This window comes from Pseudomonas sp. PIC25 (genome assembly GCF_002286785.1).
Lineage (GTDB): Bacteria > Pseudomonadota > Gammaproteobacteria > Pseudomonadales > Pseudomonadaceae > Pseudomonas_M.
On the sequence record NZ_MUJY01000104.1, the window covers coordinates 1 to 4,909 of the forward strand.

Annotated in this window: 3 protein-coding genes and 1 pseudogene; 2 read left to right on the forward strand and 2 right to left on the reverse strand. The window is 68.4% G+C overall.

Annotated features, from left to right (window positions below; genetic code table 11):
* Window positions 1-485 precede the first annotated feature (485 nt).
* Window positions 486-2,873, reverse strand: coding sequence for a penicillin acylase family protein (locus BZL41_RS12540; RefSeq protein WP_095599609.1), 2,388 nt, complete (start codon window positions 2,871-2,873; stop codon window positions 486-488).
* A gap of 110 nt (window positions 2,874-2,983) precedes the next feature.
* Here BZL41_RS12540 and BZL41_RS12545 point away from each other — a divergent pair, with 110 nt between their 5' ends.
* Window positions 2,984-4,030 (forward strand): AraC family transcriptional regulator, encoded by a 1,047-nt coding sequence (locus BZL41_RS12545; RefSeq protein ID WP_095599610.1) that lies wholly within the window; start codon window positions 2,984-2,986, stop codon window positions 4,028-4,030.
* Here the strand turns inward: BZL41_RS12545 and BZL41_RS12550 are convergent.
* Entirely contained in the window at window positions 4,000-4,578 is a 579-nt protein-coding gene (locus BZL41_RS12550) for a DUF6436 domain-containing protein (RefSeq protein ID WP_095599611.1), read from the reverse strand. The genes BZL41_RS12545 and BZL41_RS12550 overlap by 31 nt on opposite strands.
* A 123-nt stretch (window positions 4,579-4,701) precedes the next feature.
* Between BZL41_RS12550 and BZL41_RS12555 the strand changes: the two are divergent.
* Window positions 4,702-4,909 (forward strand): annotated as a pseudogene (locus BZL41_RS12555) (alpha/beta hydrolase); the annotation flags it as partial.

Below are 4,909 nucleotides of genomic sequence, written 5' to 3' on the forward strand. Positions count from 1 at the left end.
CACGCGCAGGCGCATTTCGGCGTCGGCCTGGAAGGGGCAGTCGGGAATGTCGATGGCCGGTAGGCGGGGTGGGAAGGGGATCACTTCAGCCATGGCGTATCTCCGCAGAAGGTCAAAGCCATGACACGACACACAACAGGGCGGAGCCCTGGGGTAAAAGGGGGATAGCGCATTATCCGTTGCTCCTTGGACAAAGAGACCGCCATCCCAACCGTTTCGACTCGGATAGGGAGGCGGAGCCGTACGGGGGTCGAAATACCGGCGTCCAAGGGAACCGGCCAGGCCGAAACCTGCCCCGCACGGCCCGCCATAAAGACGCGAGAATACAGCGGGCGCAAAAAAAGCGCCCGCTCTCGGCTATGGCGCTACCGCGCGCCTTGGACAACGACGGGTTTCGACTCCCGGTCGCGGATGCACCGCGACGGCCAGACTCTAGTCCCGCGTCGGGCCGGCAGCAAGGCGGCGGCGTCGTTTTGCCAACGGCGTCAACCCGCCGGAACCAGCTTCAGCAGGCCTTGGGTATGCGCCTGCACGTCGTCCTCGGCCAGATGCTGGGGCTGGTAGCCGCCTTCGATGTAGCGCTCGGCCTGATCGCTGTAGTGAGCGTCGAAGAGCACGCCGCTCTGGCCGACCGGGTTGATGCCGAGGCTGTGGGCCGGGTCGGCGAAGTCGATCAGGCGGCGGGTGGAGGGGCCGTAGACCACCGACCAGGGGGCCGGGCCGATCTTGTGCGACAGGTTGTTCGGCGTTTCATGACCGCCGGGGGCGGCCAACGGCGCGAGATTGAAGACCTTATCCAGCGGCTTCTGCAGGCCGAGGGGATGGCCCTGGGCGAGGTTGTGCAGTGAACCCCAGGCCCAGCCGTGGGGATCGTCGCCGAAATGGCTGCGCAGGTGCGCCAGGGTCGCTTGCCACGCCGCTTTCACTGTGTCGCTGCGCGTTTCCCGGGTGGACGTGGTGGTGCGGTCGTCCCACCAGGGCGAGCCGCTATCGGCGGCGAGACGCGGCAGGGCGAAGTCCAGCGGGCGGGCGTTGAGCAGGGTGGCGAAGTAGGCCTCGCCCAGTTCGTCGGCCATGGCGGCGCGGGCCAGTTCGTAGAGGAACTGGTTGAACAGGCTGGCCGGCACCGAGTCCAGCTCATGGCGGCCGTCCCAGGCGGCGAGCTGGTCCACCAGCGTGCGCTCGGCCTCGTCCCCGGCGGCGGCGCGCAGGTCGGCCAGCAGTGGCTGGAGCACGCGCTGCGGGTAGCCGGTGCCGGTCGCCAGTTGCAGGGCCTGGGTGTTCTGCAGGTCCCAGCCGGTGGCTTCGCCCAGGCGCTGGTTCAGGTAGCGGCCACGGTCCGGCAGGTTGTAATAACCGGGGATGTCGATGCCGGCCGGCGACACCGGCTGGTAGTTGGCCGAGACGATGTAGCCGCGCGCCGGGTTCTCTTCATGCGGGTTGTCTTCGAACGGGTAGAAGCCGTCCTTCTCCGCCTCGCCCCGGCTGGCGTCGAGGATGAAGGCCGGATTGACCCCGGCGGGGCGCCTCGGCAGCTTGGCGGCGGCCCACCAGCCGATGTCGCCCTTGGCGTTGGCGTAGACGACGTTCAGGCCCGGCGCGTGGATCTGGCTGGCGGCGGCCCGTGCCTTGTCCAGGGTGTCGGCGCGGTTGAGGGCATAGAAGGCTTCGACGATGGGATTCTCGGTTTCCAGGAAGGCCCACCACATGGCGATGGGCGTCTGTCCGCGCAGGGAGGGGTCGAGGGCGTCGTTGACCAATGGGCCGTGGGGCGAGCGGCGCAGGGTGACGGTCACCGGGTCGGCATCCTTCACCCGGATGGTTTCTTCGCGGCTTTCCAGGTCGACCCACTGGCCGCGGTACCAGACCTGGTTCGGGTTGTCCGGGTTGTTCTTCTCGGCGATCAGGTCGAGGTCGTCGTTCTGGAACATGGTCAGGCTCCAGGAGAAGTCGCGGTTGTGGCCGAGCATGGCGAACGGTGTGAGCGCCTGGAAGTGGCCGTAGAGTTCGTAACCCGGTGCGTTCAGGTGGGCTTCGTACCACACCGCCGGCACGGCGAAGCGGATGTGCGGGTCGCCGGCCAGCAACGGCTTGCCGCTGGCGCTGCGGGCACCGGAGACGACCCAGGCGTTGCTGCCCTCGAACTGCGGCAGGCCGTTGCCTTCGAAGGCGCCGAGGCTGAGTTGGGCGAGGGCGCCGAGGGGGCGCCAGTCCTCGTGGGCCAGCGCCGGGCGGTCGATCACGCCGTCCGGGTGCCAGGCGATGTCGAAGGCATCCAGGTAGTCGGGGCCGAGCTGGTCGCGCACGTAGGTCAGCAGCGGGTTGCTGCGCAGGGCGGTGGCGAAACTGTAGGCGTTGTAGCCGGCCACGCTGAGGCAGTCTTCGAGGGTGAACGGGCGTGGCTGGATGCCGAGCAGATCGAACTCCACCGGCAGCGGACGGCTGGCCTGGTATTGGTTGATACCGTCGAGGTAGGCCTGCGCCGCCTGCCAAGCCGGGTGGTTGCGGTCGATGCCGGCGGCATAGGCGTCGGCATGCTCGCGGATGCGCAGGGTGCGGAACAGGCGGTCGGTGTCCACCAGCTTGGCACCGAGGATTTCGGCCAGCTCGCCGCGCGCCAGGCGGCGCATCAGTTCCATTTGGAACAGCCGGTCCTGGGCATGGACGTAGCCGAGGGCGCGGTACAGGTCGGCCTGGTTCTCGGCGGCGATGTGTGGCACGCCGCGCTCGTCGTAGCGTACCGTCACCGGCGCCTGCAGGTGGGCGAGGGGCAGTTCGCCGTCGCGGACCGGGCGCTTGCCCTGGACATACCACAAGCCACCGGCAGTCACGGCGGCGATGGTGAGGGCGAGGACGGTAAGGCTGCGTTTCATCGGGGCGCTCCCTGGCATGGACGGACGCCGATTGTGCTTGGCCGGAAGGGAAGCGGCATTGACCCAATGTGCGAGTGCTGGAATTCTCCGGTCAACCTGCTGGAGCGACCATGGACCCCACCCCGACCGCCCTGACCCATTCGCCGAGCCTGCGACGCCTGCTCTACGAGGCGTTGAGCACGCTGGGCCTCGATCCCACTGACATCTATCGCCGCGCCTACCAAGGCAAACCGTTGCCTCCGCCCACCCGCGACGGTCGCGAGCCGCATGACGACGCACCGCTGTTCTGGCAGACCCTGGAGGGGCTGACCGGCGATGCGCATATCGGCCTGCACTTGGCTGAGGTGATGAAGCCGCGCCCGCTGGATGTGGTCAGCTACCTGCAACTGGCCAGCCAAGACCTGCGCCAGGCGCTGGATGATTTCGTGCGCTTCCAGCATGTGCTGTCCGGTGGGTTCGCCGCCCGGCTGGAGGAGCAGGATGGAGTGGCGCGGTTGATCATCGACCTGAATTACCGGGGCTTCGCCTCGCTGCGCCAGCAGATGGAATGCGTGATGCTGCTGTTCTGCAAGCAGTTGGCGGTACTCACCGACGACGAGTTCCGACTGCAGGGTGTGACCTTTCGTCATGCGGCACCGGTACGCCTGGACGAGCATCGCCGCCTGTTCGGCCTCACCCCGCGCTTTGCCCAGCCGCACGATGCCCTGGAATTTCCCGCCGCCTTGCTGGCGCGGCCGTCACGCACCGCGCAACCGACGCTGCATGCCTTGCTGTACGCCCAGGCGGAGCGGGAGCTGGCTGCTCTGGAGGAAAACCAGTTGCTCAACCGGCTGCGCTACTGGCTGGACAGCCGTCTCGGTCTGCACACATGCAGCTTGCGGGCGTGCGCTCGGGCGCTGGACATGGACAGCGGCGCCTTGCAGCGCGCCCTGGCTGTCCAGGGCCGCAGCTTTCGCCAAGTGCACGACGAAGTGCGCCGGGCGCGGGCGGCGACGTTGCTGGAGCAGGGCATGGCGATTCGCGAGGTGGCGCGGGCCTGCGGGTTCGCCGAGCTGTCGCCCTTCTACCGGGCATTCCGGCGCTGGCATGGGCAGACGCCGGAGCACTATCGACAGCAGCGAATGCGTCAGTCCGCTGCGTCGGACCAGGGGCAGTAGCAGCCCACGGCCAAGGTGTGGGTGGCATCGACGCTGCGGCCCTGGGCCAGGGCTTCGAGGATGGGCTCGATGAAGCTGTTGCTGGAGGTGCAGGTGGCGCCTTCGCTGTAAGGGCCGAAGTAGGCGAGGCGGCCTTGCGCATCCCAGATGCCCACCGCCGGGCTGGCCGGCAGACGGTCGGCGCCGGGGAGCTGCGCAATCGGCCGCAGGCCCGCGAGGACATCCGGCAGGCGGCCCCGCGTGCCGGGCTTCTGCACGGCATAGAAGGCCACGCCGCGCGGTGCATAGTGTTCGATCAGCTCGGCCAGGTGCTGTTGGTTGCCGACGTTGCAGGGGCAGGCCGGGTCCCAGAAATGCACCAGGCGGATCGGCCCCGGCCCGGCCAGTTCGTCCGGCAGGCGCAGTTCATCGCCGGCGAACAGGGTGGTGCGCTCGCTGAACGGGCGGATGAAGCGCGCCTCGTACCACCAGAAGGCGGCGAGCATGGCGCCCAGCCAGACGACGGCGAGCAGGCTGGCGAGGACGGTCTTGCGGCGGGGCAACGGCATGGCGATCGATCGACTGAAAGGGCCGATAGCTTGCCATGCCGCGCCGGGCAGCAGAATATCGGCAGCCCGCCGCGATGCCCCGGAGCGCATCGCGAATCATCCGTACCAGCCTGTGGAAGCCTTATGCCTGAGCCGTTCCAGCCCGAAGACCTGCGATCGCTGCTGCGACCCTTGGCCGCAGGGGAAGACGAGTTGCCGGCTGTGCAGGCCTACCGGACCTATTACGGCCTCGATCCGTCCGAGCGCCATCCCGAGGCGCGAACCCGCCTCGGCAGTTTCGAGGCGGGTGCTTACCGGATCGCCACCCAGGTCTGGCTGCCGCCCCGGCCGG